Consider the following 25381-nt stretch of genomic DNA (forward strand, 5'->3'; position numbering starts at 1 on the left):
GTGTGGTGCGGCTCACGCTAGAAGTTAAAAACCTAAGACACAAGGTTTCTGGCGTGAAAACCTAAGATTTCAGGTTTTCACGCGGCGAGACCCCGGTATACGGTGGGCGCCGTGAGGGAAGACAGGGAGCGCGGCAGCTACTCGGTCGGACGCGCGCGCCGGGAACTCATCCTCGACGTGGCCATCGCCAACTTCGCGCAGCTCGGCTACTCGCAGACGTCCATGGCCAAGATCGCGCAGGACGCCGGGCTGACCGGCCCCGGCCTGACGCACCACTTCCCCACCAAGAAACACCTGCTGGTGGCGGTGGCGGAGCGCCGCTTCACCATGCTCCGCGAGTTCGCCGAACAGGCCCCCGAGGACACCGACGGCACCGGCCCGCTCCGGCAGATGGTGTGGCTCTCCGAACTCCTGCACGCCCAGCCCGGCATGATCGAGCTGTTCGTGCTGGTCACCGCCGAGGCCGCCGACCCCACCAGCGCCGCCCACGACCTTTACCTGGCCCGTTACGAACGGGTGGTGTCCGAATTGGCGGCCGGCTTCCACCGGGCCGTCGAGGCCGGCCACCTGCGGCCCGACCTCGACTACGACGGCATCGCGCGCGAGTGCATCGCGGTCGCCGACGGCCTGCAGTTGCAGTGGGTGCTCACCGGCGGCCGGATCGACCTGATCGGCCTGATCCGCAACCACCTGGAACGACTCGCCCCGGCTATCCTGGTCTCCGGGCGCACCGTCGACCTCTCCGGCGAGGTCAGCTCAGCCAGGCGGTGAGCCGATCGATCGTGCGGATCGCGGCCGGGCCGCCCGGCTCGTTGAGGTAACCGTGCGCGGTGCCCCGCTCCCGCACCACTGTGACATCGACGCCGGCCAGGGCCAGCTCGGCGGCAAAACCCTCGCCGGACTTGCGCAGCCGGTCCGCTTCCGCGTCGATGATGTACGTGGACGGAAGTCCACGCAGGTCATGACCGGCCGGAAAGACGTACGGATCGTCCAGCGCCCCGTCCGCATAGTTCTCGTTGATGGCCTTCATCGCCGCCGACGGGAAGGTCAGGAACTCCGGCAGCCCGGCCAGCATCGCGCCCAGTTCCTCGTCCACCGCCGGAACGTCACGATGCAAAACCGGATAGACCAACATCAACGACGCCGGCCGTACGCCGTCCCGGTCCCGCAGTCGCATCGCCGCACTGGCGGCCAGGTTGCCACCCGCGCTGGCGCCCCCGATCGAGACCCGCGCCGGATCCCCGCCGAGCGCCCCGGCATTGGCGACAGCCCCGTCGAACGCGGTCACGATCTGCAAGGACGCCACCGGGAAGCGGGCGGTTTTAGTCGGTGCTGAGCCCGCTCAGCACGATCGTGGCCGTGACGACCAGGGCCGCTGCGCACAGCCACGGGATCACGGCCAGGTCGGAGTTCCGGGTGGTCCAGGCCGCGATGGTCGAGCCCAGGGCCACGAGTGGAATGACCGGCAACAGCCAGGCCAGGTAGACCCGGCGGGGCAGCGGCTGCGGAACCTGGTCGCTGAGCAGCGCGACCACACCCAGGACGACCGCGGCGAGGAGCACCACCACGGTGGCCGTCGTGCTGAGCCCCAGCCACCCGTCGGCCCCGACCAGGTGCAGGACCAGCCAGACCAACCCGATCGGAACAACCATCAACCCCAGTAGGGCGAAGCTGCAGCCGCACCCACTCCCCCGCCGATTTCCCATAGCTGAGGATTGTTCATGCGATCGAACGGCACGTCTGTCGTGAACCAGTCCTCCCGGACCTTGTTACCGGTCCGATAGCAAGGCTTCCGGCGCCCTTAAGGAACACCCGGTGAGACTCCACCGCACACATGGAGATCAATACCCGGCCTTGAGGAGGAACCCTTTGAGGCGTTCCAGGAGATCAGCACTGCGCGTGGCCACGATCAGCAGCGTCACCCTCGTTTCGCTGCTCGCGGGCGCGGCGGTGACCGCCGGCTACACGGCGACCGGACCGGCACCGCAGCCGGACCTCTCGGACGGAGGCGCGACCATCGCCGCGGCCTCCGCTGACCAGTACGTGACCGGCACCTCGACCGGCTTCCCGAAGGCCTCGGACGAGACCCTCACCCGGCAGAACGTCGTCACCACCGACCGCGGCCTCAACTACGTCAGCTACGCCCGGGTCTACCGGAACCTGCCGGTCTTCGTCGGCGGGGACGTCGTCGTGGTCACCGACAAGGCCGGCAAGGTGCGCAGCAGCAACGCCGCCGGGCTGGTGCCGATCAGCGCGCCGACCGACCCGAAGATCGACCAGGCCAAAGCCAAAACCCTGGCACTGCGCGGGCGTACGGGTGCCGTAGCGGGCACGCCGACCCTGGGCGTGGTCGCCGCGGCCGGTGGCAAGCTGGTCTGGGAGGTTCTCACCGAGTCCCGGAACAGCCGGGCGCACGTTTACGTCAACGCGGTCACCGGTGCCGAGGTCGGCTCCTGGGACGAGATCGCGGCCGGCACCGGGACCGGCCACTACAACGGCACCGTGTCGATCGGCACCTCCGGCAGCTCCGGCGCGTTCGAGATGCGCGACGCGACCCGCGGCAACATGCGCACGTTCAACGACCGGACCGGGCAGATCTTCACCGACGCCGACGACAAGTGGGGCACCGGGGCCGGCACCGACCTGCCGACCGGCGCGGTCGACACCCACTACGCCGGCACCGTCCTGTTCGACATGCTGAAAACCAAGTTCGCCCGCGACGGCATCGACGGGCAGGGCGGCGCCGCCCAGATGTTCGTCGGGCTCAACGAGGTCAACGCGTTCTACAGCTGCGCCGGCACCACCGACGCGACCCGCGACCAGAGCAAGTTCGGCAAAACCCAGGACGGCGCCCGCCAGGTCAACTCGATCGACGTGGTGGCGCACGAACTCGGCCACGGCGTCTTCTGCCACACCCCCGGCGGCAGCCGTGGCACGTCCAACGAGACCGGCGGCCTCAACGAGGCGACCGGCGACATCTTCGGCACCCTGGCCGAGCACTTCGCCGAGAACCCCAACGACCCGGCCGACTTCACCGTCGGCGAGGAGGTCAACCTGGTCGGCAACGGGCCGATCCGCAACATGTTCGACCCGTCCAAGGCCGGCGACCCGAACTGCTTCTCCTCGGCCATTCCCAGCACCGAGGTGCACTCCGCGGCCGGCCCGCTCAACCACTGGTTCTACCTGGCCGCCCAGGGTTCCGCGCCGGCCACCGGCCCGGCCAGCCCGACCTGCAACAACAGCAAGGTGACCGGGATCGGGGTGTGGGAGGCCGGCGAGATCTTCTACCACGGCCTGCTGCGCAAGACGTCCGGCTGGACCTACAGCAAGGCCCGCGCGGCCACCCTGGCGGCGGCCAAGGAGCTCCACCCGAACGGCTGCACCGAGTTCAACGCGATCAAGGCGGCCTGGGACGCGGTGAGCGTGCCCGCCCAGGGCGACCCGACCTGCACCAGCACCGCGACCTCGGCTCCCACCACGCCCGCGCCGACCTCGCCGGTCCCGACGACGGCTGCTCCGTCCCCGCAGCCGTCGGCCGCCGGGATCCCGGACATCGACGGCGCCAAGGTCGAGGCGCACCTCGACGAGCTCGCCCGGATCGCCACCGCGAACGGCGGCAACCGGGCGCACGGCAAGCCCGGCTACAAGGCCTCGCTCGACTACGTCAAGGGCAAGCTCGACGCGGCCGGCTACACCACCCGGATCCAGCAGTTCACCTCGGGCGGCGCCACCGGCTACAACCTGGTCGCCGACCTGCCCGGGCGGGGTGACCCGGCCAAGGTGGTCATGCTCGGCGCCCACCTGGACAGCGTCGCGGCCGGGGCGGGCATCGACGACAACGGCAGCGGCTCGGCCGGCATCCTCGAGGTTGCTCTCGCCTACGCCACGAGCGGGGCGCAGGGGGACAAGGCCATCCGGTTCGGCTGGTGGGGTGCGGAGGAGTCGGGCCTGGTCGGGTCGAAGGCGTACGTCGCCTCGCTGTCGGCCGCGGAGCGGGCGAAGGTGACCGGTTACCTCAACTTCGACATGATCGGGTCGCCGAACGCCGGCTACTTCGTCTACAACGACGACTCCCGGGGCACCGCGATCGCGGCGGCGCTCAAGGCCGGCTTCGCCGCCGAGAACATCGCCACCGAGAACGTTGACGTGCAGGGCCGTTCCGACCACGCCTCGTTCAAGGCGGCCGGTATCCCCACCGGCGGCACCGCCACCCTGAGCCTGGCCTCGGCGATGAGCGCGGCCCAGGCCGCGAAGTGGGGCGGGACGGCCGGACAGCCGTTCGACTCCTGCTACCACCAGGCGTGCGACGGGCGGACCAACATCAACGCCACCGCGCTCGACCGGCACACCGACGTCGCCGCCTACGCGGCCTGGACGCTGACCGGCGTCACGGCGACCGCCGCACCGGCCTCGGTGCCGGCCGGCACCCGGGTCGAGAACGGCGCGGACTTCCTCATCCGCGACCGCTCCGCCGTCGAGTCGCCGATCACCGTGCAGCGCTCGGGCACCGCGCCCGCGGCGCTGAAGGTGAACGTCGACATCAACCACAGTTACCGCGGCGACCTGGAGATTCACCTCCTGGCGCCGGACGGCACCGCATTTCTGATCAAGAAGGCGAGCCGGCTCGATCGCGGCGACGACGTGAAGCTGACCGCGACCGTCGACGCCTCGGCCGTGCAGTCCACCGGAACCTGGCGGCTGCGCGTCCGTGACCTCCACTCCGGCGACACCGGAACGCTCAACGCGTGGGGTCTGACCTTCTGAGACGTGGGGTGCGGGTGCCGACCATGGCACCCGCACCCCATGAACGTCTATGGTCCATCGGAATGAGACGCAGCTACGTCCTGGTCGCCCTCGCGGTCACCACCCTGGTGGCGCTGGCGTTCTGCATCCCGCTCGGCATGCTGGTCATCACCGCCGCGCAGGACCGGGCCCTGCGCGAGGCCGAACGGCAGGCGCTCGGCCTCTCCCCGGTCGTGGTCGTGGCCACCGACCGGGAGCTGGTCCAGAGCTCCATCCTCAGCACCGACGCCGGCCAGCAGGGCCGGATCGCCGCGCACCTGCCCGGCCTGGGCACGATCGGCACCGCCCGGGCCGACGAGGCGGAGATCGCCCGGGTCCGGCAGCGACAGGTGGCGGGCACCGCCGACGTGTCCGGCGGCCGGGTCTACCTGCGCCCGGTGGCACTGCCCCGCGGGCAGATCGCGGTCATCGAGGTCTACGTGCCCACCGAGATGCTGCGCGCCGGGGTGCACACCGCCCTGGCCGTACTGGCCCTGGTCGGGATCGTCCTGATCGGCCTGTGCGCCTTCCTCGCCGACCGGCTCGCCGCCCAGGTGGTTCGGGCCACCCGCGACCTCGCCCGCACCGCCACCAGCCTCGGCGCCGGCCGGCTGCACGCCCGCACCCGGCCCAGCGGGCCGAGCGAGATCGAGGAGGTCGGCACCGCGCTCAACGTGCTCGCCGACCGGTTCGGCGACCTGCTGGCGGCCGAACGCGCGCTGGCCGGGAACCTGTCGCACCGGCTGCGGGTGCCGCTCACCGCGCTGCGGCTCAACGCCGAGGCGATGCCCGGCGGCGACGACCGCGACCGTCAGCTGCGCGTCGTCGACCGGCTGGAGCAGGAGATCAACGCGGTGATCACCGAGGCCGGCCGGCCGCTTGTCGCGCGGCCCCGGCTGGAGTGCGACCTCGGTGCGGCGGTGGCCGACCGGACCGCGTTCTGGGGCGCGCTCGCCGAGGATCAGGGCCGCCCGTGGCAGGCCGCGCCGCCACCGGCCGGGATCACCGTGCCGGCCGCCTTCACGGTCGTAGTGGAGGCGCTCGACGTGCTGCTGGGCAACGTCTTCCACCACAGCCCCGACGACGCCGCCTGCCGGGTCACCGTCCGGCTTTCCGGCCTTGCTGAGGTCATCGTGGAGGACGCCGGGCCCGGTTTCGCCGACCCGGAGGCCGCCCTCGCCCGCGGCGTCAGCGGCGCCGAGTCCACCGGGATCGGCCTGGACATCGCCCGCCGGCTCGCCGCCGACACGGGCGGGGAGCTGCGGATCGAGCGCAGCGACCTGAGCGGCGCCCGGGTCGTCCTGGCCCTGGGAATCGCCGCCTCCGCCGGCCCACCGCATCCGCCGGCCCGCCGCCGGTGGTGGCGGCTCGGCAGCGGCGCGCACGCCGCCCGGCCCTAGGGGGTTGGTGTTGGGGTCCGGTTGCGCGAGAGTCGCCGCACGCGCCGGTGTTGCACCGTGGTCGCGGAGTGTGTGCGGTCGGGTGTGGTTGCGGTTGTGGGCGTCGCAGCCCGTACGGGCAAAGGCTTTGGTCTAGTCTTTCGGCGCCGACAGCTGGATGCCGACGCCGCGGACGGTGTGCAGGTAGCGGGGTTCCGCCGCGCGTTCGCCCAGCTTGCGGCGCAGCCAGGTGACGTGCACGTCGACCGTCTCCACCGACCGGCTCTCGGCCGGCCACACGTCGGCCAGCAGCTGCCGACGGGTGACCACCTTGCCGGGCCGCTGCATCAGATAGGCGAGCAGGTCGAACTCCAGCCGGGACAGCGGCAGCGGCGCGCCGTCCAGCGCGGCCGCCCGCGCGTCCGGGTCGAGCGTCAGCCCGCCCACGGTCAGCACCGACCCGGCCGGCGCGGCGCCCCGGCGCAGCACCGCCGCGATCCGCGCCTCGATCTGCTCGGCCGAGTACGGCTTGACCACGTAGTCGTCGGCACCGGCGCGCAGCAGCCGGATCATCTCCTGCTCGCCCTCCCGCGCGGTCGCGACCACGATCGGCACCGACGAGACGAGCCGGATGTTGCGCAGCACGGTGGCACCGTCCAGATCGGGCAGACCGAGGTCGAGGACCACCACGTCGGGATTCCAGGTGGCGGCGTCGCGCAGCCCGTCCAGGGCCCGTTCACACAGCCGGACCAGGTGGCCGGTCGCGTTCAGTAATCGGCCCAGAGCCTCGCGTACATCCGCGTCATCCTCGATCACCAGCACTCGCGACATCGATCTACGGTATCGCTGAGGCAGAATGTAATCATGGGCCGGAGCTGGAAATATGTCGCCGCGTGGCTCGGCGTCACGATTACCGCGGTCACTGTCACCTGGTTCGGCGTGCGGCTCGGCGTGGCCCCGACACTGACCGCCGACCCACTTGTGGCGATAGACGCCAATCGTCGCTACACCGAGTTGCGCTTCGGCGACGCCGAGCCGACCGTGGCCGTCACGACCCCCGCCCCCGTCCCCACCACCACGGCCGCCGAACCCACGGTGAGCCCGTCCCGCACCAAGGCCCCGGCCACGACCCGCCCGGCCACCAGCGCTGCACCGTCGGCCACCCGGACGCCCACCCCGTCACCGACGGTCGACCGCCGCCCGCGCTACCGGGTGCCGGCCGACGGCGGCAGCATCGTCGTCGCCTACTCGTCGACCCGCGTCGACGTGGTCGACGCCGACCCGGCCCCGGGCTATGTGGCCAGTGCCGCCCGGCGCAGCGACACGGTGATCGTGGTCCGGCTGGCCACCTTCGGCCACGCCTCGGTAATCACCGCGTACTGGAACGGCGGCCCCGCCGCCCAGGTGATGGAGGACTACGGCGCCTGACCGGCCGGCGTGCCGGGCTCAGCCTGGTGCCGGCCGAGTCCGCGACCGTCAGCAGGGTCCCGTCGATCACGCTCAGCAGCAGGCCACGACAGCTCAGTTCTGAGGGCAACTTGCCGATGCTCCCTTTGATCGGGCTGGCGTGCCGGCGCAAGGGAGTTGTGATGGACAGGCGTCAAGAACGGTGGTTCGGCGTAGGCAATAGCGTACTTCCTGATCCGGCGCGGGCCGGAGCAAAAGCCTGCCACGCGGCTCTCGACGGACGGCCAGCAACCCTTCTGATCGTCTTCGCCTCCCCGTCGCACTCGACGCCGGAGATGGCCGCGGCCGTGCACGCCGCGGCCGGCGGCGACGTGCTCATGATCGGCTGCTCGACGTCGGGCGAATACGCCACCGACGGACGCGGCGCCGGAGTCGTGGTCAACGCGCTCGGCGGGCCCGGATTCGCCGCGTCGGTGCGGGCCGTGCCGTACGAAAGCATGGATCTTTACGCGGCCGGCGCGGCCGCCGCCTCATGCCTCGACGACATCGACGCCGAGCACCGCGCGGTGCTGCTGCTCGGCGACGGACGCAGCTCCGACCAGCAGGAGATGGTGCGCGGCGCGTACTCGGTGGCCGGCGCGCAGGTCCCGCTGATCGGTGGCTGCGCCGGCGACGACATGACGCAGACCGGCACGTGGCACTTCTTCAGCTCGGGGACGGATGTGCAGGTGCTGCCGAACGCGGTTCTCGGCGCTGCGCTGGGCTCGGTATCGCCGCTCGGCATCGGGGTGGCGCACGGCTGGCACCGTAGCGGCGAGCCGATGGCCGTTACGCGCAGCGAGGGCGGGAAGATCTATGAGCTCGACGGCGAACCGGCGCTGGACGTCTATGCCCGGCTCACCGGCTGCGCGCCCGAGATCGTCGCCGACCCTGGCGCGTTCCTGCAGTTCGCGGCGGTCCGACCGCTCGGCCTGGCCCGCCGCACCGGCGAGGACATCCGGATCATCTTCGCGGCCGACCCGGACGAACGGTCCATCTCCGGGCTGGCCGACACCCCCGAGGGCGGCCTGGTCTGGTTCATGGAGGCCGACCCGGAAGCGCTCTGCGATGCCGCCGCCACCGCCGGATCCGCGGCGGTTGCCGCCGTCGGTGACGCGGACCCGCTCGGTGTGCTGGTCTTCGACTGCTGCGTACGGCTGCTCGCGCTCGGACCGGACGGCACCGACCTAGCCGGCCAGCGCCTCGGCGACGCACTCAAGCCGATCCCGTACGGCGGCTTCTTCTCCAACGGCGAGATCGCCCGCAACCCCGGCGCGAAGGGCATGCACCACCTCACCGTGGTCGCCCTCGCGGTGAGCTGAAAAGCGCCGATGGCAGGCTGGTCGCTCCTTCAGCTCACCGAATTCTTCAGCGCCATAACCCGGGCCGGCGACGTCGCCAGCGCCGCCCGCATCGCCGTGCAGCGGGCGAGCGAGTCGACCGAGGCCGAAGTGGCCGCCGTCATCGGTGACGGCGAGGTCGCTGCGTCGGTCGGCCTGGGCCGCAACCCCGACCCTGCCCTGTTCACCGGTCTGCGGGCGACGGCCGACACCACGGCCTTCCCCGGCGTCGGGTCGATGTATCTCACCATGCACCCGCTGGACCGGGGCAGCGACGGTCAGCTGATCCTCGCGCGGGCCGACGAGCCGTTCACCGCGGAGGAACGCCAGATGCTGCAGGGCATGGCCCGGGTGCTCGGCCTTGCCCTGCGAGGCCTGCGCACGCTCGAGAACGAGCGGCGGCTGCGCCGCGAGCGGGAACAGGAAGCCGAGGCCCGGCTCGCGCTACTCCGGGCGCTCGAGTGGCGCGAACGGTTGCTCGAGACGCTGCTGCGTATCCAGCGGGCCGCCAACCAGCAGATCCCGCTCGGCGAGATCCTCGGCTCGATCACCGACGGAGCCCAGATGCTCCTGGACGACGTCACCACGGCGCTTGTTCTTCGCGAACCGGGCGCCGACGACCGGCTGACGGTCGCGTCGCTCAGCGGTCACCAGTCCGGCCCCGACGTCTTTGTCGGTGCCGCCCGGCTGGCCATGGACGCGAACAACCCGGTGACCGACGGCCCGCTGGCTGCTGTTCCCATCCACATCGGAGACAATGTGGCCGGTGGTTTCGTCATCGCCGGCCGGGACGACACAAGCCGACGATCCGAATGGCGGGACGTGCTGGCCGCGTTCGGCGAGCAGGCCAGCCTCGCGCTGACCGGCGCCTCGACCCTCGCCGCGGTGCACGCCGCGCACCACGACCCGCTCACCGGGCTGCCGAACCGGTCCCTGTTCCGCCAGCATGTCCAGCGCATGCTGGCGACCTGCCGCGATCCGGCGACCGCCGCGTTGCTCTACCTCGACCTCGACCTGTTCAAACAAGTCAACGACACTCTCGGGCACACCGCCGGGGACGAGCTGCTGCGCGGCGTCGCCGACCGCCTTTCGGCCGCGCTGCGCAGCTCGGACATGGCCGCCCGGCTCGGCGGGGACGAGTTCGCCGTACTGGTGGAGCCGCTGACCGGAGTCGCACAGGCCCGGGACATCGCCCAGCGGGTGATCGACGAGATCGCCCGGCCCTTCGAGATCGCCGGCCGCCTCGTCACCACACGCGCCAGCGTCGGCATCTCCTACAACCGCATCGGCCACAGCGTCGGAGAGCTGATCGAGGAGGCCGATCTCGCCATGTACCGGGCCAAGAAGACGCTGCCCGGCTCATACCGCGAATTCGATGAGACGATGCACACCGGGCCGGCCTTTCATTCGGCGCGGTGACCTGACTCATCGACAACCAGGACGACAAGTGGCCAGGCATAAAAGCCCGGCCACATAGTCTCTGAGCTGAAAAACAGCCTGCTTTAGTCCTTGAGGAGCTGGCGGGCCATCACGATGCGCTGGACCTGGTTGGTGCCCTCGTAGATCTGGGTGATTTTGGCGTCACGCATCATGCGCTCTACCGGGTAGTCGCGGGTGTAGCCGTAGCCGCCCAGGAGCTGGACCGCGTCGGTGGTGATCTCCATGGCGGCGTCCGAGGCGAAGCACTTCGCGGCCGCCCCGAAGTACGTCAGGTCGGCGTCGCCTCGCTCGCTCTTGCCGGCCGCCACGTAGGTCAGCTGCCGGGCCGCCTCGAGCTTCATGCCCATGTCGGCCAGCATGAACTGGATGCCCTGGAAGTCGGCGATCGACTTGCCGAACTGCTTGCGCTCCTTGACGTAGCCCTTGGCGAAGTCGAGCGCGCCCTGGGCGATGCCGATGGCCTGGGCCGCGATGGTGACCCGGGTGTGGTCGAGGGTCTGCATCGCGGTCGCGAAGCCGGTGCCCTCGGCGCCGATCATCCGGTTGGCGGGCAGGCGCACGTTGTCGAAGTAGACCTCACGGGTGGGCGAGCCCTTGATGCCGAGCTTCTTCTCCGGCGCGCCGAACGAGACGCCCTCGTCCGACTTCTCCACCACGAAGGCGGAGATGCCACGAGAACGGGCAGCGGGATCGGTCACCGCGAACACCGTGTAGAACTCGGAGACGCCGGCGTTGGTGATCCACCGCTTGACGCCGTTGAGCACCCAGAAGTCGCCGTCGCGTACGGCCCGGGTGGTCATCGAGGCGGCGTCCGAGCCCGCCTCGGGCTCGGACAGGCAGTAGGAGAACATCGCCTCGCCGGAGGCGACCTTGGGCAGGTACGCCTGCTTGATCTCTTCCGAGCCGGACAGAATCAGCGGCAGCGAGCCGAGCTTGTTGACCGCGGGGATCAGGGACGACGAGGCACAGGCCCGGGCCACCTCCTCGATCACGATCGCGGTGGCCAGGGCGTCCGCGCCGGCACCGCCGTACTCCACCGGGATGTGCGGGGCGTGGAAGTCGGAGGCCCGCAGGGCGTCGTAGGAAGCCTTGGGGAACTCCGCGGTCTCGTCGGCCTCGGCGGCGTTGGGCGCCACCTTCGCGTCGCAGACCTCGCGCACCGCGGCGCGGATGGTCTCGTGGTCCTCCGGCAGCCGGTAGACGTCGAACTCAGACATGACGGTGGCCCTTTCGCATCGGCGGTTCCCCGCCGCTATGTTACTGGCGCGTAGCGCTCGCCCACCAGGGGCCGGATCGTTAACCGGGATGTGACACTTCCCCGCCTGTCGTTCCTGGGTACCGGCTATCTGGGCGCGACGTACGCCATCTGCTTCGCCGAGCTGGGGTACGACGTTCTCGGCGTCGACGTGGACGAGGTCAAGATAGCCACGCTGGCGTCCGGCCGGGTGCCGTTCCACGAGCCTGGCCTGGACGATCTGCTGCGCCGCAACCTCGCCGCCGGGCGGCTGCGCTTCACCACCTCGTACCAGGAAGCCGCCGGGTTCGCCGACGTGCACTTCATCTGCGTCGGGACCCCACAGCGGGCGGACGGCATGAGCGCTGACCTGACGTACGTCGAAAGCGCCGTCACCAATCTCGCCCCGCTGTTGCACCGCCGGGCTTTGATCGTCGGGAAATCGACCGTGCCGGTCGGCACGGCGACCTGGGTGGAACAGCTGGTCGCCAAGCTCAGCGACCCCGCGCTGGGCGTCGAGGTGGCCTGGTCGCCGGAGTTCCTCCAGGAGGGGTACGCGGTGGAGGACGTGCTCCGGCCCAACCGGATCGTCGCCGGCATCAAGTCCACCTGGGCGAACGAGCTGTTCCGGGCCGCGCACAAGGGCGTCTTCGACCTGGCCGCCACCGAGGACCGGGACGTTCCGCTGGTGGTGACCGATTTCGCGACGGCCGAGCTGGTGAAGGTGGCCGCCAACGCGTTCCTGGCCACCAAGATCAGCTTCATCAACGCGATGGCCGAGGTCTGCGAGGTGGCCGGCGCCGACGTCACCCAGCTGGCCCGGGCGATCGGTTACGACCCCCGGATCGGAAACCGGTTCCTGCAGGCCGGGCTGGGTTTCGGCGGCGGCTGTCTGCCCAAGGACATCCGGGCCTTCCAGGCCCGGGCGCAGGAGCTGGGCGCGGGCGAGGCGGTCCGCTTCCTGCACGAGGTCGATCTGATCAACACCCGCCGCCGCGGCCGGGTGCTTCAGATGGCAGCGGAGCTGCTGGAACGGCCGGCCGGCCCGGCCGGGCCGAACCTTTCCGGCACGAAGGTGGCGGTGCTGGGCGCGGCGTTCAAGCCCAATTCCGATGACGTACGCGATGCGCCAAGTCTCGCGGCCGCGGCGGGGCTGGCCGCGGCCGGAGCGGAGGTACGGGTGTACGACCCGCAGGCCATGGAGAACGCCCGCCGCGAGCAACCGCACCTGACGTACGCCCCGACCCTCACCGATGCCGTCGAAGGCGTCGCGCTGGTGGTGGTCGCCACCGAGTGGGCCGAGTTCCGCAACGCCGACCCGGTCCTGCTCGGCGGCCTGGTCGCGGCCCGCCGGGTGATCGACGGCCGAAATTGCCTGGACCCGGCCCAGTGGGCGCGGGCCGGATGGACATATCGGGGCATGGGCCGTCCACCCGCTTAACAAGGTCGGCGGCGTTTCGCGCCCGTTTCCATAGATCTCCGCCCGCATGAGCCTGTTCTAATGAGGTGTCGTACCGGCATGCTCTAGTTATCCCCGGATGACTTGAACATGCCGGCGGGGGTCGAGGAGGTGCCGTGGCGCAGGCTGGACAGTCCGACAGCTACGACGAGGAGCTGGCCCGGATCGAGGCCTCCATCGCGGAACTGAAGATCCGCGATATGACGGCGGCCAAGGAACGCACGAACATCGCCGCCAAGATCCAGGCGGCGCAGTTCCAGCGAGACATCCTGGCCCACGCCAACCAGCAGGCCAAGGCGAAGAAGGCGGCCAAGACCAGGCGCCGGCGCCGGCCGAACGAGGATTTCTCGGCCCCGCCCACCCCCGCCGGAGCCCCGCCTCCGCCACCGGGGCAGGCCACCGCCGAGACCCCGCCGCCCCCGGCCGGCAGCACCCGCGTGCAGGACGCACCGCCGCCCGCACCCGGCGCCCGCCCGGCCGGCCCGCCACCGCCCCCGTCGGGCGGCCCCCGCCCCCGGGCCACCGGTCCGCGCCCCGACTGGGCACCGCCCGGCTCGGCCCACTCCGGCCCGCCCGGCGTCGCCACCGACGGCGTGACCATGCTGGTCGACGACCCGCCGCCGACCGAGCGGATCGGCCCGCCGCCGCGCCGGGCCGGTTTCACCGGTGGCGAGCAGCATCCGCCCGAGGCGTCCACCCAGTCGGTGCAGAACATCACGCTCGCGCTCGGCGCGCTGCTGATCGGTGTGGCCGCCGTGGTGTTCGCCGGGGTGGCGGTCAGCAACCCGTTCGCCCGCGCCGTGATCCTCGCCGTCTTCACCGCGATCGCGCTGGCGGTGGCGCCCGGCATCGCCAAACGCGACCTGAGCTCGACCGCCGAGACGGTGGCCGGCGTCGGCCTGGTGCTGCTGCCGATGACGCTGTGGGCGCTGCACGGCAGCGCCCTGGCCGGCGGCCCCGGCGTGCCGGCCCCGCTCTATCTGGGCATCAGTTTCGCGGTCACCTCGGTGGCGAGCTTCCTCTACGCGACCGCGACCAGGCTGAGCGCACCCCGATACGCCACGGTGATCGCGCTGCAGCCGGTGCCGCTGCTGCTGGCCCACCCGGCGATCCAGAGTCCGGCCGGCTGGGGCATGGCCCTGACCGTGGTGGCCGTGCTCGACCTGATGCTGCTCACCACGGTGATCAGCAGCGGCCGGTTGCTCCCGCAGTGGCCGCCGAACCGCCCGGTCGCCGCCGACCGCGAGGGCATGGCCCCCGGCGACCAGGACGCGTACGCGGCCGGTGCCGCCGACTTCCTCGCCGACGCCCCGCCGCGCCCCGAGTCGCACCCCGAGGAACCCGACCTGATCCTGTCGGGGATGACCGGCCGGCGTCGCTGGCGCTGGCTGCCCACCCGCATCTTCCCCGGGCCCCGCCCGGCCGGCGCACCCGCCGCCGGCTCGGTGCCGGTGGCCGCGCCGGCCACCCCGCCGTCCGCCGACTGGCTGCGCGAGATCACCTTCGCGCTGCTCTGCGTGGCCAGCGCCGGCGCCCTGCTCTACTCGGCGGTGGCGCTGCTGCAGGCCCGGGTGGTGCCCGACGCGCTCCGCTCCGGCCTGGTGCTGGTGCTCGCCGCGCTGGCCGCCCTGGCCGCCGCCCGCCTGCTGAAGAACCTGCTCGCCCTCAACATCGCCGGCGGTGTGCTGGCCCTGGCCCTGATCGGCTCGGCGGCCCGGATCGCCGACGTGGTCTCGCCGCGCTGGACCCTGGTGGTGGCCGCGGCCACGATCGCGGTGATCGGCGCCCTGGTCGGCCTGCTCCCACCGGCGATCCGGGTCGGACCGGAGATCGCGTCGGCGGTGGCCCTCGTGATCATCAGCGTCTTCCTCACCCTGGCCGGCCTTCGGGCCGCGCTCGCCCCGCTGCAGGCAGCCCGCCCGGTCTGGCACGCCGACACGGCGAACTACGCGAACCGGATCTCCGAGGCGGCCGGTGACGCCGGCTGGCTCCTGGCGTTCAGCGCGCTGCTCGTCACGTTCGCCGCCGCGCTGGCCCTGCCGCGCAGCGTGCGCCACGAGGGCGCGGTGATCGGCGTCGCCCTGACCGCTCTGTCGGTCCCCGCCTCGCTGGGTCTGCGCTGGTCCGAGGCACCTTGGCCGCTGGTGCTGGCGGCGATCGCGATCGGCGCGGCCGGCCTGGCCGCGGACACCCGCCGGGTGGCCATCACGCACGTGGCCGCGGCCGGCACGGTCGGCCTGTTCGGCGCGGGCGCCGCCCTCAGCGCGTCCTGGCTGACCGCAGCCGTGCTGACCGCACTGGCCGGCGCCGGCGTGATGATCGCCGTAGCGGCCCGCCAGATCCCCTTCCGGCTGTACGCGTGGATGGTCGGCGACTGGGCCTCCGGCGCCGCCGCCCTGGCCCTGCCCGGTGCCGCGGTGACGGCCGCGCTGGCCGTCTCGGACGCCGGTGAGGGCCCGCCGCCGACCGAGGCGGTGACCGTGCCGGCGCTCGCCGTCGGCTTCCTGGCGGTGGCCGCCACCCTCAGCTACGCGGCGGTGTTCCAGGTGGCCCGCCGCGAGGTGAGCGCCCCGCTGACCGCCGGCGCCGGCGGTGGCGCGGTCGCGCTGGCCCTGGCCGCCCTGCTGGCCCCGGGCGCCACCCCGCCCGACATCTGGGTGGGCGCGCTGCTGCTGGTCGCGGCGGGCCTGCTGTTCTTCGCCAAGTCGATCGACAACGGCCGGCGCAGCGACCGCGTCCTGGACGGCCCCGACGTGGCGGCGGCCGCTGCCACGGTGGCGATCTGCGGCGCCCTGGCCCGGGTGTTCGCGCTGGCCTTCCCGAACGGTCCGCTCGCGGTGGCCGGCGTGGTCGTGCTGATCGTCGCGCTCGGCGTGGCGGCGCTGCCCGACGACTGGCGCCGCGGTCCGGCCCGGGGTCTGGCCGCCGCCGGTGCCGTGGTCGGCCTGATCGCGGGCTACCAGGCCCTGGCCGGCGGCCTGCGGGTGCTGACCCTGCACGGCCCGGTGTGGGCGGCCGACCTGACCCAATACCCGACCACCGCCCAACCGGGCGCCTGGCAGGCACCGTTCGCCCTGGTCGTGCTGGCCGTCGCGGCCGGTTTCGCCGCCCCGCGCCCCTGGTCGTACGCGATGTCCGCGGGCGCGGGCGCGCTGGCCGCGATCGGTGCCCCGTTCGCGCTCGGCCTGCCCTGGTGGTCCCCGCTGCTGGTCGGTGGCGCCGTCGCGGTGGCCTACGCGATGGCCGCGGTGGCCGCCGCCGACCCGCGCGCCGCCATCTGCCGGGCCGCCGCGGCCGCCGCCGTGCTCCTGCACGCGGCCGGCGCGGGCCTGGCTCGCCCGTGGTCCACCTGCCTGGCGATGCTGCTCATCGTGATGGTCGGCGCGCTGACCGCGGTGATGGCCCGCACCCCGGTCGCGGTGACCACGGCGGAAGACGACGTCACGCCGCCGCCCGGCCGCTTCTGGTCGTCCGCGGTCACCGAGGCCGACCTGGCCCGCGACGACACCGGCATGCCCCGGCACCGGGCCCAGATCGGCGGCGCCGCCACCGGGGCGGTGCTGCTCGCGCTGCCCGGCGTGCTGGCCGGTCTCGCCGCCGACCAGGGCAACGGCGCCCAGGTGGTGCTCACCGCCGCGCTGGCCGCGTCGGCGCTCAGCCTGGCCGTGCTGGGCGTGATCGCCCGCCGGATCCCGCAATACCTGCCCTGGGCCACGGTCGGCCTGGTGCTCGGCGCGACCTTCACCGCGTTCGCGTCGATCCCCACCCCGTACTCGACCGCTCTGTACGCGGCGGCCGCCGCCCTGCTCGGCGTGATGGCCGAGCTGCTGCGCGGCGCCACCCCGGCCCCCGGCCTCACCGTCGCCCGCAACCGCTACTGGTCCGGGTCCCGTTACGAGTCCCAGCGCTGGACGAGCATGCGCCCGAGCGGTCTGCGCGGCCGCTGGCTGGTCGACCCGGCCACCAGCGCGGTGGCCCTGGCGCTGGTCCCGACGGTGCTGGCGCTCTTCTCGATCGCGCCGGCGCTGCGAGCCGCCCTGATCGACCCGCTGCAGCAGATCCAGCACATCTGGGACGGTCCGATCCTCGCCCTCTCCCAGCCCTCGTCCGGCTATGTGGACGGCACCAGCGTGCTGGCCATCGTGCTGCTGACCGGGGCCGCGGCGCTGGCCGCGATCGGTTTCGGTGGCAAGGCGTCCGAGTCGGTGCCGGTGATCCTGCCCGGCATCGCCATCACCCTGCTGATCACCCCGATCGCACTGCGCTTCCCGTTCCCGGCGGCGACCACCGCGGCCCTGCTTGTCTTCACGATCGCGATGCTGGGCCTGGCCTTGACTCCGCCACCGGCGGCCGCGCGCGCGTCGATGCTGCGTACGGTCCGCAATATCGTCTTTGTGATCGGCCTGCTGGCCGGCAACGCCGGCCTGGCCGGAAGCCTGGCCCAGCAGCACATGACCCTGTTCACCCTGGGTAGCGCGGTCGGCGTCGGCCTGGTCGCGGCGCTGGCCGGCCGCTCGCAGACCGCCCGGGTGCTGGGCTGGCTGTTCGCCGCGGTGATGGCGCAGCTGTTCGTCCTGACGATCGCGATCGCGGCCGGTATGCCGCGCTCCTGGGCGGCGTTCGGCGTGCTCGGGGTGGGCGCGGCCCTGCTCATCATCGAGGCCGCGGTCCCCCGGATGGGCCTGCCGCACTACCGCCCCGAGGCGACCACGGTCGAATGGGCCGGTTACACGTCGGCGGTGCTGGCCGGCGCCCTCGCCTACGACTCCCCCGCCCACCTGGCCGCGTTGCTGGCGGCGTGGGGCGCGGTCCTGGGTCTGGCGGCGTCGCGCACCGGCCGGTCGACCAACCAGCGGCGGCTGCTGTTCTGGCTGGCCGTCGGCTTCGAGATCGTCGGCTGGTGGATGTTCATCGCGCTGGCCGACGTGGGCCTGCCCGAGGCATACACGCTGCCGTTCGCGGCGCTGGCGCTGGCGGTCGGCGTGGTCGAGTCCCGCACCCGGGCCGAGCTGAGCAGCTGGGCCGCCTACGGCCCGGCGCTGCTGGCGGCGTTCGTCCCGACCATCGGCATCGTGCTGGCCGGCGACGGCGGCGACCTGCGCGAAGTGCTGCTCCTGCTGGGTGCGGTGGCCACCCTGATCGTCGGCTCGACCTATCGCCAGCAGGCCCCGGTCGTGGTCGGCGCGGTGGCGACGGTCTTCGCCGCCGTCCACTTCGCGGTGACCCTGGTCGGCCCATGGCTGGTCCTGCTCCCGGTCGGCCTGCTCCTGCTGATCTTCGGCGCCACCAACGAAAACCGCCGCCGCACCCGCGAGGGCCTGCGAGACGCCCTGGTCCGCCTCCGCTGACCCGGCGAGGTCGGTCAGGCCCGGAGCATCTCCAGGACCCGCGCCGGGGCCGGATTGACGAAGCCCTCGCCGCGGTGGACGACCGTGGGGACCGTCTCGTCGCCGCCGGTGACGGCGCGCACGCTGGCCGCGCCGTCCGGGTCGGCCCAGATGTCGACCCAGTGCGCCCGGCGGGCGAAGCGCCCGACCCGGGCCCGCAGCCGCAGGCAGAACGGGCAGCCCGGTCGCCAGTAGACGATCGGCTTACCGTCCTGGGCGCTCAACTCGCGGGCCGCGGCGTCGCTGATCGATCGCGGGAACGCCCGTGGCGAGGTCAGCGCGGCCAGCACGACGAACACCACGCCGGTGACCAGCGAGGAGAACACGAACGCCAGGCCGGCGACGACGAGCAGACCGATCGACAGACCCCAGCGGCGCACCATGACGCCGACCCTAGCCCAGCAGGCTCGCCCGCAGCGCGGCGTCCTTCTCGGCGACCAGCTTCTCCAGGCCGGCCTGGAAGCTCGCCATCTTCTCGCGCAGCACCGGGTCGGCCGTGCCGAGGATGCGCACGGCCAGCAGTCCGGCGTTGCGGGCGCCGCCGATCGAGACGGTGGCCACCGGAACCCCGGCCGGCATCTGCACGATCGACAGCAGCGAGTCCATGCCGTCCAGGTGCTTGAGCGGGACCGGCACGCCGACCACCGGCAGCGGCGTCAGGGCCGCCACCATGCCCGGCAGATGAGCCGCGCCGCCCGCGCCGGCGATGATGACCTTGATGCCCCGGCCGGCCGCGGACTCGGCGTAGTCGACCATTTTGCGCACCGTGCGGTGCGCCGAGACGACCCCGACCTCGAACGGCACCTCGAACTCGGCCAGCGCGACCGCCGCCGCCTCCATGGTCGGCCAGTCCGAATCGCTGCCCATGATGATGCCGACCTGCGGGGTCATCTACTCGCCTTCCTGCAACCACTTGGCGGCGCGGGCGGCCCGGGCCCGCACCGAGGTCATGTCGTCGCCGAGCACGGTCACGTGCCCGATCTTGCGGCCCGGCCGGACCTGCTTGCCGTAGAGGTGGACGCGGGCGCCCGGCTCGGCGGCGAACAGGTGGTGCAGCCGCTCGTCGATCGAGATGCCGCCGGGCGCTCCACCCAGGACGTTCGCCATCACCACGGCCGGCGCGGTCAGCGTCGTCGAACCCATCGGGTAGTCGAGGACGGCCCGCAGGTGCTGCTCGAACTGCGACGTGCGGGCACCCTCGATGGTCCAGTGGCCGGAGTTGTGCGGCCGCATCGCGAGCTCGTTGACCACGATGCCGTCGTCGGTCTCGAACAGCTCGACGGCGAGCAGGCCGACCACCCCGAGCGAGTTGGCCAGGTCGATCGCCAGCTGCTGGGCCTCGAGCGCCCGCGACTCGGACAGCCCCGGCGCCGGCGCCAGCACCTCGACGCAGATGCCGTCCTGCTGCACGGTCTCGACCACCGGATAGGCCGCGACCTGCCCGAACGGCGACCGCGCCACCAGGGCCGCGAGCTCCCGCCGCAGCGGCACCCGCTCCTCGACGATCAGCGGCGTGCCGGTCGCGACCAGCTCGGCGGCCTGCTCGGGCGAGGAGAGCATCCAGACGCCCTTACCGTCGTACCCCCCGCGGGTTGCCTTGGCCACCACCGGCCAGGAGCCACCCGCGAAGCTCTCGATGTCGGCGGCCGTGGTGACGCGCTGCCAGCGCGGCACCGGCGCGCCCAGCGCGCCGAGCCGTTCCCGCATCAGCCCCTTGTCCTGCGCGAACACCAGCGCCTTGGACCCGGGGAAGATTTTGACGCCGTCGGCCTCGAGCGCCTCGATGTGCTCGGTCGGCACATGCTCGTGGTCGAAGGTGACCGCTTCGCAGCCCTTCGCGAACTCGCGCAACGCGGCAAGATCGGTGTGGGTGCCGATGCGCACATCGGCGGCCACCAGGGCGGCACTGTCATCGGCGGTCACGCTGAGCACGCGCAGTGACTGGCCAAGGGAGATCGCAGCCTGGTGGGTCATCCGGGCCAGCTGGCCGCCGCCCACCATGCCGACTACGGGCAGACCGGTTCGGGTATCCATCGCCGGTTAAGCCTAGCGACGCCCCAGCTCAACCCGCGCCGAGGGTTATCCACAGGCCTAAGCGATCAAGGTGGCCGCCGCCCTAACATCGACGCATGAGCGCTGAAGCAGTCGGACGATACATGCCTGCCATCATCACGCTCGATGATCTTGCCGCCATGATTTCGTCTGATACGTCTGGTCGCCGATATGAGACGAGCCCGGAAGGAGTTCTCTCAGTCGTGCCCCCGCCCGACAGCGACCATGCCATCATCGCCAGCCGCCTGATGGGCTGGTTCTTCGCGGCCGGCGTGCCGCACAACCAGTTTCTGCAGGTTCTCGGCATCAGAATTCCGGGAGCCGAGGTCGACGGCGGCCGGATTCCCGACCTGACGCTCTGGGCCAAGCCACCGTCAGGGACCGTTTATGCCCACACGGCGGACCTCCTGCTGGCCATCGAGATCATCTCGCGCGGTTCCGAGGCCATCGATCGGGCAGTCAAGCCGACGGAGTACGCGTCGGCCGGCATCCCGCACTACTGGACGGTGGCGCGGGACAACGCGGAGACCGTCACTCGCTTCCGCCTCGGGCCGGACGGCGCCTATCAGGAGGTCGGCCAGACCCCGCTGGCCTGGCTCCTGCGGACGGCGCCGGCCGACCACGTGTCACTCCCGGGCTAGCCGGGCGACCAACTCCGCCGGGTCGGTCAGGGGACGATCACAGACGAAACCCCGGCAGACGTACGCGGTGGGCTTCCCGTCGCGCAGCGGGCGGTCGGCGAGCAGTGGCACACCCGGCTGGTCCGGCGGGCCGGCGACGATCACCGTGCCCGGCGGGGCGTGCCGGTAGGCGACGGCCACCAGCGGGTCGTCCGGGTCGTTCGTGGCGATGGCGATCTCGTACGGGCCGGTCAGCGCCGCCTCCGCCACCGTCGCCGAGTAACCGGCGAAGCGCGGATGCTTGTCGAACAGCGGCGCGACCTTTTCCAGCGCCGCGTCGGCCGCCTCCCGGTACGAATGCTCGCCGGCCAGCGCCGCATAACCGACCAGGGCCGCGGTGATTGCCGACAGCCCCGACGGCGTCGCGTTGTCGGTCGGGTCGGCCGGGCGGGTGACCAGGCGTTCCGCGTCGTCGGCGGTGTCGTAGAAGCCGCCGTCGCCGGTGCCGAAGTGGGCCAGCGCCACGTCCAGCAGCTCTCTGGCGAGGGTCAGCCAGCGACCGTCCGCGGTGATCTGGTGCACGGCCAGGAAGCCCTCGGCCACGCAGCCGTAGTCCTCGAGCACGCCGGCCGGCTCGCCCACCACGCCGTCCCGCGACACCCGGCGCAGCCGGCCGCCGACCAGGTGCCGGTCGGCCAGCACCCCGGCCAGCGCGATCGCCGCGGCGCGCGACGCCGCCGCGCCGGTGAGCACACCGTGCTCGGCCAGAGCGGTCACCGCAAGGCCGTTCCAGGAGGCGACGATCTTGTCGTCGCGGGCCGGTTGGGGACGCTTGCTGCGCGCGTCCAGCAACTTTTCCCGTACGCCGTGCCAGCGCGCGACAAGCGACGGCTCGGCGGCGTCGATGTCCCGGGCGAGCACCAGCACGCTGCTGCCGTGCTCGAACGTGCCGGTCTCGGTGACCCGGAACAGGTCGGCCGCCCACCGGCCGTCCTCCTCCCCCAGCACCTCGACGAGCTGCGCGGGCGTCCACGCGTAGGTCAGACCCTCGAGCCCATCGGCGTCGGCGTCCAGCGCCGACGCCAGCCCACCGGCCGGCGTCCCCAGGTCCCGAAGCAGAAAATCCGCGGTCTCGTCGGCGATGCGCTTGGCGAACGGGTCACCGGTGAGGCGCCACAATTGGGTGTACGCCCGAAGCAGTAACGCATTGTCGTAGAGCATCTTCTCGAAGTGCGGAACGGTCCAGGTTGCGTCGACCGAGTACCGGGCGAAGCCGCCGGCCAACTGGTCGTAAATGCCGCCGCGCCCCATCTGCTCGGCCGCGTGCCGGGTCACCTCGAGCGCCTCCGCGGAACCGGTGCGCTGATGGTGCCGGAGCAGGAACAACAGACTCATGTGCGGGGGAAATTTCGGCGCGCCGCCAAAACCGCCGTACGCCCGGTCCTGGTCGTTGAAAAGCCCGGCGGCCGCGGCCGCCAGCAATTCCGCCGAGATCGGCACGGTCGGCCCACCGACCAGCTGGGCGCCGCCGATCGCCTGCACCACCGCCGCGCCCTGCTTGAGGACCTCGTCGCGCTGTTCTTTCCAGGCGGTGCCGACGGACTCGAGCAGCCGGGTGAAGTGCGGTTTGGGGTAATAGGTCCCGCAGAAGAAGGGTTCCCCGTCGGGCGTGGCGAAGACCGTCATCGGCCAGCCACCCTGCCCACTCATGGCCTGGGTAGCGGTCATGTAGACGGCGTCGACGTCGGGCCGCTCCTCCCGATCCACCTTGATCGCCACAAACCCGTCATTCATCAGCGCGGCCACCCCGTCGTCCTCGAACGACTCGTGCGCCATGACGTGACACCAGTGACAGGCCGCATAGCCCACCGAGATCAGAACCGGCACGTCCCGGCGCCGCGCCTCCTCGAAGGCAGCCTCACCCCAGGGCCACCAGTCGACCGGGTTGTCCTTGTGCTGCAACAGATACGGCGACGTAGCGTCGGCGAGGTGGTTAGCCATCCCTGCCACTCCTGATCTTGACGCTCGTAGGTCGCGGGTGGTCCCGTGCAGCCATCCGATTCACGAGTTAATCACGAGTTCCCTCGAAGCCTCGGTCGACCGCTCACCACCGCCAGAGGAAGGCCGACACTTTTACTCCCCGAAAAGCCGTGGTTCCGCACCTGCCGTCCAGTTGGGGCTACGCCGCATCCGATTTCCTCATCATGCTGGCGGCCGGCTACGCGAGCGTGGGCTACCGACGCCGAGCCTCCTGCGTGTCCGGCCGAGCCCGCGCAGCGATGATCGTCGGCGCCTGCTCCGCCGCGATGTGGAGCCTGGCCAACGGCCTCTTCCTGCTGGCCGAGACGCCCTTGGTCGGAACCGTCGGCACCGACGTCGGCGGCTTGATGTCCATCACGGCCGCGGCGCTGCTTCCGGTCATCCACGATCATCACGGATCTTCACTTCATCATCCCGGAGGCATTGGCCGCGGCCCTGGCCCTGGTCACCGCCGCGAGCAGCGTGCCGAGTCGCAACGCTCGCGCATTGCATCTGCTGGCCGGCGTGGCGGTGGTGCTCGCCGTGACCATGATGCTCGTCGTGCACAACGGCACGATGCATTCGCCCTGGTACGAGAACGGCGCGGGCGCGGGGTTCGTGCTCGGTGCACTGCTCATGGCCCTGGCCAGCCGGCACGTCGTGCCGATGTCCGACGAGAACGACGTTTCGCCGGCTCGTGACCAGCATGTGGGCGGCCCTGCCGTACGTTCCGGTGCTGCTGGCCGTGGTGGCGGTCGCCATGGTGCAGGTACGCACCGGGCGAGTCGGTGCGGTCCTGGTCTGGCTGATGCTCGCCACGTTCTGCCTGGTGTTGCTGCGGCAGCTGACGACTCTCCTGATAGTCGGCGGGATGGCCGTCGTCCTGCAGGAACAGAAGGTCCGCCTGGGGTACCAGGCGCACCACGACGCGTTGACCGGCCTGCCCAATCGGGCCGCCTTCCAGGATCGCGGTGGCCGGGCCCTCCGGGACGCCGACAGCGTTGCGCTGCTGCTGCTCGACCTCGACGGCTTCAAACCGGTAAACGACTCGCTGGGGCACGCGGCCGGCGACGAGGTGCTGGTGAGCATCGCCGGGCGGCTCTCCGCGGCGCTGCGCCCCGGCGACGTCGCCTGCCGACTCGGCGGTGACGAATTCGCGGTCCTGGTCACCGACGTATCGGACGACGAGGTCCTCGACCTTGCCCGGCGTGTCCTGTCGGACATCAGTGGGCCGATGACGATTCATGGGACACCGGTCGCCGTCGGCGTCAGCATCGGCGTCACCTCCTCCCGGCGAGGGACTACCGACAGTCTTGACCTGCTGCTGCGAGAGGCCGACGAGGCGATGTACGACGCCAAAGCGCGCGGCAAGGGCATCATCAGCCGCTACCACGGCCGGGAGGGGACGACGATCGCGCTCGTCCCCGCGTCGATTCCGTCAGGCGGCGGTGGCTAGCTCCAGCGGCGAGGCGTTCTCGTTCTGCCCGAGCAGCGCCGCATAGGTGAAGCCGGCGATCAGCCCACCCGCGATCGGCGCGACGATGAACAGCCAGAGCTGACCGAGCGGCCCGCTGCCGGCGAACAGAGCGGGGCCGATCGACCGGGCCGGATTCACGGACGTGTTCGTCACCGGGATGCTGACCAGGTGGATCAGGGTGAGGCTGAGCCCGATCGCGATCGGAGCGAATCCGCGGGGTGCGCGGGTGTCCGTCGCACCGAGGATGACGAACAGGAAAACCGCGGTCAGTACGATCTCGGTGACCAACGAAGCCACTAGCGAGTAGCCGCCGGGCGAGTGGCTGCCGTAGCCGTTCGTCGCGAAGCCGGACTCGGTAGCGTCGAATCCGGGCCGGCCGGCCGCGATCACGTACAGGACCCCGGCACCGGCGGCACCGGCCACCACCTGGGTCGCGATGTACGCGGGCGCGTCCCGCCATGGCAGCCGGCCGGCGGCGGCGAGCCCCAACGTCACCGCCGGGTTGAAATGGCCGCCCGACACGTGCCCCACCGCGTAGGCCATGGTCATGACGCTCAGCCCGAACGCGAGGGCCACCCCGAGAAAACCGATACCCAGGTGAACGCCCGCCGGGGTGAGGAACCCGGCGGCGAGGACCGCCGACCCGCAGCCGGCGAAGACCAGCCAGAACGTGCCCAGGAACTCGGCCACGACCCGTTTCGGCATGGTTGGTGCAGAGGTAGCCATGTCGCCAGACTCGCACGGCT

The 25381-nt window shown here is 71.9% G+C and carries 20 protein-coding genes; 10 read left to right on the forward strand and 10 right to left on the reverse strand.

Annotation, left to right across the window (positions count from 1 at the left end):
• Window positions 1-111: 111 nt before the first annotated feature.
• The gene (locus tag Ate02nite_RS09795; protein ID WP_203802508.1) at window positions 112-771 is read left to right on the forward strand and encodes a TetR/AcrR family transcriptional regulator; all 660 of its coding nucleotides are present in this window, start codon (window positions 112-114) and stop codon (window positions 769-771) included.
• Here the strand turns inward: Ate02nite_RS09795 and Ate02nite_RS09800 are convergent.
• Both Ate02nite_RS09800 and Ate02nite_RS09805 read right to left on the reverse strand, forming a co-directional pair.
• The gene (locus Ate02nite_RS09800; protein WP_275422825.1) at window positions 752-1306 is read right to left on the reverse strand and encodes an alpha/beta hydrolase fold domain-containing protein; all 555 of its coding nucleotides are present in this window, start codon (window positions 1304-1306) and stop codon (window positions 752-754) included. The genes Ate02nite_RS09795 and Ate02nite_RS09800 overlap by 20 nt on opposite strands.
• Before the next feature lie 16 nt (window positions 1307-1322).
• Entirely contained in the window at window positions 1323-1652 is a 330-nt protein-coding gene (locus Ate02nite_RS09805; RefSeq protein WP_203802515.1) for a hypothetical protein, read from the reverse strand.
• A gap of 247 nt (window positions 1653-1899) precedes the next feature.
• On the opposite strand from Ate02nite_RS09805, the gene Ate02nite_RS09810 reads away from it, so the two are divergent.
• Both Ate02nite_RS09810 and Ate02nite_RS09815 read left to right on the forward strand, forming a co-directional pair.
• Window positions 1900-4764, forward strand: a complete 2865-nt coding sequence (locus tag Ate02nite_RS09810; RefSeq protein ID WP_438871177.1) for a M28 family peptidase — start codon at window positions 1900-1902, stop codon at window positions 4762-4764.
• Window positions 4765-4826: 62 nt separating this feature from the next.
• Window positions 4827-6182 (forward strand): ATP-binding protein, encoded by a 1356-nt coding sequence (locus Ate02nite_RS09815; RefSeq protein WP_203802518.1) that lies wholly within the window; start codon window positions 4827-4829, stop codon window positions 6180-6182.
• Between the two features lie 132 nt (window positions 6183-6314).
• Here Ate02nite_RS09815 and Ate02nite_RS09820 read toward each other — a convergent pair whose 3' ends face one another.
• Window positions 6315-6983, reverse strand: a complete 669-nt coding sequence (locus Ate02nite_RS09820) for a response regulator transcription factor (protein ID WP_203803391.1) — start codon at window positions 6981-6983, stop codon at window positions 6315-6317.
• A gap of 42 nt (window positions 6984-7025) precedes the next feature.
• Between Ate02nite_RS09820 and Ate02nite_RS09825 the strand changes: the two genes are divergently transcribed.
• The 3 genes from Ate02nite_RS09825 (at window position 7026) to Ate02nite_RS09835 (ending at window position 10366) form a co-directional block, all read left to right on the forward strand.
• Window positions 7026-7589 (forward strand): hypothetical protein, encoded by a 564-nt coding sequence (locus Ate02nite_RS09825; protein WP_203802521.1) that lies wholly within the window; start codon window positions 7026-7028, stop codon window positions 7587-7589.
• A gap of 161 nt (window positions 7590-7750) precedes the next feature.
• Complete coding sequence (locus Ate02nite_RS09830) at window positions 7751-8929, forward strand: FIST signal transduction protein (RefSeq protein ID WP_203802524.1); 1179 nt, start codon at window positions 7751-7753, stop codon at window positions 8927-8929.
• 9 nt (window positions 8930-8938) lie between these two features.
• Complete coding sequence (locus Ate02nite_RS09835) at window positions 8939-10366, forward strand: GGDEF domain-containing protein (RefSeq protein ID WP_203802527.1); 1428 nt, start codon at window positions 8939-8941, stop codon at window positions 10364-10366.
• Window positions 10367-10449: 83 nt separating this feature from the next.
• Here the strand turns inward: Ate02nite_RS09835 and Ate02nite_RS09840 are convergent, their stop codons facing one another.
• Window positions 10450-11604: an acyl-CoA dehydrogenase family protein gene (locus tag Ate02nite_RS09840; RefSeq protein ID WP_203802531.1), complete on the reverse strand. Its 1155-nt coding sequence runs from the start codon at window positions 11602-11604 to the stop codon at window positions 10450-10452.
• A 90-nt stretch (window positions 11605-11694) separates the two neighbouring features.
• On the opposite strand from Ate02nite_RS09840, the gene Ate02nite_RS09845 reads away from it, so the two are divergent.
• Window positions 11695-13062 carry a UDP-glucose dehydrogenase family protein gene (locus tag Ate02nite_RS09845; protein WP_239147269.1) on the forward strand — a complete coding sequence of 456 codons (1368 nt, stop codon included), beginning with the start codon at window positions 11695-11697 and terminating at the stop codon, window positions 13060-13062.
• Between the two features lie 134 nt (window positions 13063-13196).
• A complete protein-coding gene (locus Ate02nite_RS09850) occupies window positions 13197-18428 on the forward strand; it encodes an SCO7613 C-terminal domain-containing membrane protein (protein WP_203802539.1) in 5232 nt (1743 codons plus the stop codon).
• Between the two features lie 14 nt (window positions 18429-18442).
• Here Ate02nite_RS09850 and Ate02nite_RS09855 read toward each other — a convergent pair whose 3' ends face one another.
• From Ate02nite_RS09855 to Ate02nite_RS09865, 3 genes are read right to left on the reverse strand one after another with little or no spacing between them, the layout of a single operon-like run.
• Window positions 18443-18850, reverse strand: coding sequence for a glutaredoxin domain-containing protein (locus Ate02nite_RS09855; RefSeq protein WP_203802541.1), 408 nt, complete (start codon window positions 18848-18850; stop codon window positions 18443-18445).
• A gap of 10 nt (window positions 18851-18860) precedes the next feature.
• Entirely contained in the window at window positions 18861-19358 is a 498-nt protein-coding gene (gene purE / locus Ate02nite_RS09860; RefSeq protein ID WP_203802544.1) for a 5-(carboxyamino)imidazole ribonucleotide mutase, read from the reverse strand.
• Complete coding sequence (locus tag Ate02nite_RS09865; RefSeq protein WP_203802546.1) at window positions 19359-20501, reverse strand: 5-(carboxyamino)imidazole ribonucleotide synthase; 1143 nt, start codon at window positions 20499-20501, stop codon at window positions 19359-19361. It abuts the gene before it with no gap.
• Between the two features lie 158 nt (window positions 20502-20659).
• Here Ate02nite_RS09865 and Ate02nite_RS09870 point away from each other — a divergent pair, with 158 nt between their 5' ends.
• A complete protein-coding gene (locus Ate02nite_RS09870) occupies window positions 20660-21160 on the forward strand; it encodes a Uma2 family endonuclease (protein ID WP_239147294.1) in 501 nt (166 codons plus the stop codon).
• Here Ate02nite_RS09870 and Ate02nite_RS09875 read toward each other — a convergent pair.
• Window positions 21146-23140, reverse strand: coding sequence for a thioredoxin domain-containing protein (locus Ate02nite_RS09875; RefSeq protein ID WP_203802550.1), 1995 nt, complete (start codon window positions 23138-23140; stop codon window positions 21146-21148). The genes Ate02nite_RS09870 and Ate02nite_RS09875 overlap by 15 nt on opposite strands.
• 440 nt (window positions 23141-23580) lie before the next feature.
• The gene (locus Ate02nite_RS09880; RefSeq protein ID WP_203802552.1) at window positions 23581-23796 is read right to left on the reverse strand and encodes a hypothetical protein; all 216 of its coding nucleotides are present in this window, start codon (window positions 23794-23796) and stop codon (window positions 23581-23583) included.
• Window positions 23797-23864: 68 nt separating this feature from the next.
• Between Ate02nite_RS09880 and Ate02nite_RS09885 the strand changes: the two genes are divergently transcribed.
• Window positions 23865-24614: a GGDEF domain-containing protein gene (locus tag Ate02nite_RS09885; protein WP_239147295.1), complete on the forward strand. Its 750-nt coding sequence runs from the start codon at window positions 23865-23867 to the stop codon at window positions 24612-24614.
• On the opposite strand, the gene aqpZ is transcribed toward Ate02nite_RS09885, so the two are convergent.
• Window positions 24597-25361: an aquaporin Z gene (aqpZ, locus tag Ate02nite_RS09890; RefSeq protein WP_203802555.1), complete on the reverse strand. Its 765-nt coding sequence runs from the start codon at window positions 25359-25361 to the stop codon at window positions 24597-24599. The genes Ate02nite_RS09885 and aqpZ overlap by 18 nt on opposite strands.
• Between the last annotated feature and the right edge of the window lie 20 nt (window positions 25362-25381).

The sequence above is a fragment of the Paractinoplanes tereljensis genome (assembly GCF_016862435.1).
Classification (GTDB): domain Bacteria; phylum Actinomycetota; class Actinomycetes; order Mycobacteriales; family Micromonosporaceae; genus Actinoplanes; species Actinoplanes tereljensis.